Here is a 2,384-nt window from a genome sequence, read left to right on the forward strand (position 1 = left end):
GGCGCGGGCATGGGGCCAGCCTCGCACCCGTGCAGGGGGGGCGGGTCACCCGGTCCCGGATCTCGGGGTTCCGTGGTGCCCGGACCCGTGGTGCACTGGGCCGCGGTCCGCGGGCCGCGGGCCGAGAGGCCCCGGCAGGACGAGGCCCCGGGCTCCGAGAGGACGACGTGGTGAGCGAGGTCGAGGGCACGCCGTACGCGGCGCTGGACCGGGAGCGGGACCGTCGACGTCGACGGCGGCGTCGGGTCGCGCGGGCGGCGATCGTCGGCGTCCTGGCGGTCGGGGTCGGCGCGGCGACGGTGGGGTACCCCCGGTGGCAGGCGTGGGACGAGCGGGAGCAGCAGGTCCAGGACGCCGGGTTCGCCGATCTGCACGAGGCGAGCGGCGCCCTCTTCGAGGCCTACGAGGCTGCGCGTCAGGTCCTCGACGCGGCGGACGAGCGGGTCGGGGACGACGCAGCGGCCGAGCGCCTCGCCGCGCTGCTGCGGGCGACGGCCACCGAGGCGGTCCTCTTCCCGTACGAGGGGTCCCGGGCGGCGCAGGGTGCGGAAGCGCACGAACGGGCCGCTGCTGTACGCGAACGCGCAGCGCGGCTGAAGGCCGCGACGGACGCCGTGTCGGCCGCGTCCGGCTGACGCGTCCCGGGACTGTGCGGCCCGCACCTCGGGACCGGGGCTGTGGACGACGGCGATCCGTGGGTCGCGCGGCCCTAGCGTGGTCGGCATGGCGACGGTCGGTGCGGCGGTGGTGCAGGCGGCGCCGGCGCTCGGCACGGCCGAGTGGCTGGCGGAGTTCCTGCTGTCCCCGGGACCCGCGGCGCTCGCGGCGGTGCTCGCCGCGGTGCTGGGTCTCGCCGCGGCGCAGGCGCGGATCCGCGCTGATCGTGCCGCCGCGGTCGTCACCAGGGGGCACGCGGCGTGGCTCGCGTCGTCGGCCCGCCGCGCTGAGGAGGAGGACCGGGACCGAGTGCAGTGGTGGGAGTCGTACACCTGGGTCGTGGAGCGGGTGGGCGGCGCGGACGACGAGGCGTTCGGGCCGGTCCTCAAGGCGCTGGCCGCGGCGACAGATGACCCTGTTCGCTCGGCGCTCGCGACCGTAACGTGGGAACGGATCACCGAGCGCGAGGGAGCGGAGCCATGACCCCCGACCAGCAGCGGGCGCGGAGCGGCGGCCGCCGCCCGGTGAGCCCGGAGTTCGCCGCGGAGGCGCGCGAGTACGTCGAGCGGCTGTCGGAGGGCGGGGACCTGTGGCAGCAGGCGGTGGACCGGCAGCGTGAGCGGCGCGAGCGGCGGGACGAGGAGATCCGGCACGAGATGGAGATGGTGCGGTTCTGGACCGCCGAGTACGAGCGCCTGACCCGCGGCGGCCCGATCCGGCGGATGCTCCGCGCCCTGTTCACCTAGGCCGCCCGCACCCTCCGGACCGCGCCGGCCTCACCCCCGCGCCCGCACCTCCGCCGTCAGGTGCGGCCGCCGCCGCTTCGCGTCCCACGCCGTGACGGACCACGCGCCGTCCCCGGTGGCGGCGACCCGCACCACGGGCGTGGACGGCAGCAGCACCGGCGACGCGAACGCGACGTCCCAGTCGTAGGTGTCGCCGCGGCGCGCCCCCACGTCGGCGAGCGCCCGTGCGGCGGTGAGCATCCCGTGCGCGATGGCTCGCGGGAACCCGAGCGCCCGCGCGGTGAGCGGGTGCAGGTGGATCGGGTTGGCGTCCCCCGACACCGCGGCGTACCGGCGGCCGGCCCCCGCGTCGAACGCCCAGCGCCCCGTGGGGACGGGCGCGACGAACTCCGGGCGCGCGTCGTCCTCGGCAGTGGTCCCGGGCACCCGCACCCCGGGAGCCAGGTAGGTCGACACCCCGCGCCACGCGGGCGGCTCGTCGGCCGGCGCGCCCGAGCGGCGGACCTCCGCGACCAGCTCGACCCGCGCACCCTTGCGGTGCGGCCGCAGGTCCTGCGCCCACGCCCGGATGTCGAGCGCGTCCCCGACCCGCAGCGGCGCCCGCTGCTCGACCCGGTTGGCCAGGTGCACGATGCCGAGCGGCGGCATCGGGAAGTCCGGCCGGACGATCAGCGCGATGCCGACCGGGAACGCGAGCACGTGCACGAACCCGGCGGGCAGCACGTCGGACGCGGGCTCGCCGACCAGGTGCTGGTAGGCGGTGAGCCGGCCCGGGTCGGGGACGACACCGCCGAGCCGGTGCTCGACCGGGGGCAGCACCGGGGCGGTGCGCGGACCCTCGTCGTCCGGGCCTGCCGGGATCCCCGGCACCCCGCCCAGCGCCCGGCGCACCGGACCGCCGACCGCCGCCCGGCCGGACGCGAGCCCGGCCCGTGCGTACAGCCCGGCGAGTCCGGGGGACTCCGCGAGCGTCAGCACCCG

Annotated in this window: 4 protein-coding genes; 3 read left to right on the top strand and 1 reads right to left on the bottom strand. The window is 78.1% G+C overall.

The genetic code is table 11. The annotated features are described in order from the left end of the window. Positions 1 to 170 precede the first annotated feature (170 nt). The 3 genes from G6556_RS18370 (at position 171) to G6556_RS18380 (ending at position 1,403) form a co-directional block, all read left to right on the top strand. Positions 171 to 635, top strand: coding sequence for a hypothetical protein (locus tag G6556_RS18370; protein WP_166944532.1), 465 nt, complete (start codon positions 171 to 173; stop codon positions 633 to 635). 88 nt (positions 636 to 723) lie between these two features. After that, positions 724 to 1,140, top strand: a complete 417-nt coding sequence (locus tag G6556_RS18375) for a hypothetical protein (protein WP_166944534.1) — start codon at positions 724 to 726, stop codon at positions 1,138 to 1,140. Then, positions 1,137 to 1,403: a hypothetical protein gene (locus G6556_RS18380; protein WP_166944536.1), complete on the top strand. Its 267-nt coding sequence runs from the start codon at positions 1,137 to 1,139 to the stop codon at positions 1,401 to 1,403. The genes G6556_RS18375 and G6556_RS18380 overlap by 4 nt, the downstream gene beginning before the upstream one ends. Before the next feature lie 30 nt (positions 1,404 to 1,433). On the opposite strand, the gene G6556_RS18385 is transcribed toward G6556_RS18380, so the two are convergent. Continuing rightward, a partial coding sequence (locus G6556_RS18385) for a MaoC/PaaZ C-terminal domain-containing protein (RefSeq protein ID WP_346775003.1) occupies positions 1,434 to 2,384 on the bottom strand: 951 nt, incomplete at its 5' end.

This window comes from Cellulomonas sp. IC4_254 (assembly GCF_011603975.1).
In the GTDB taxonomy this organism is placed as follows: Bacteria; Actinomycetota; Actinomycetes; order Actinomycetales; family Cellulomonadaceae; genus Cellulomonas.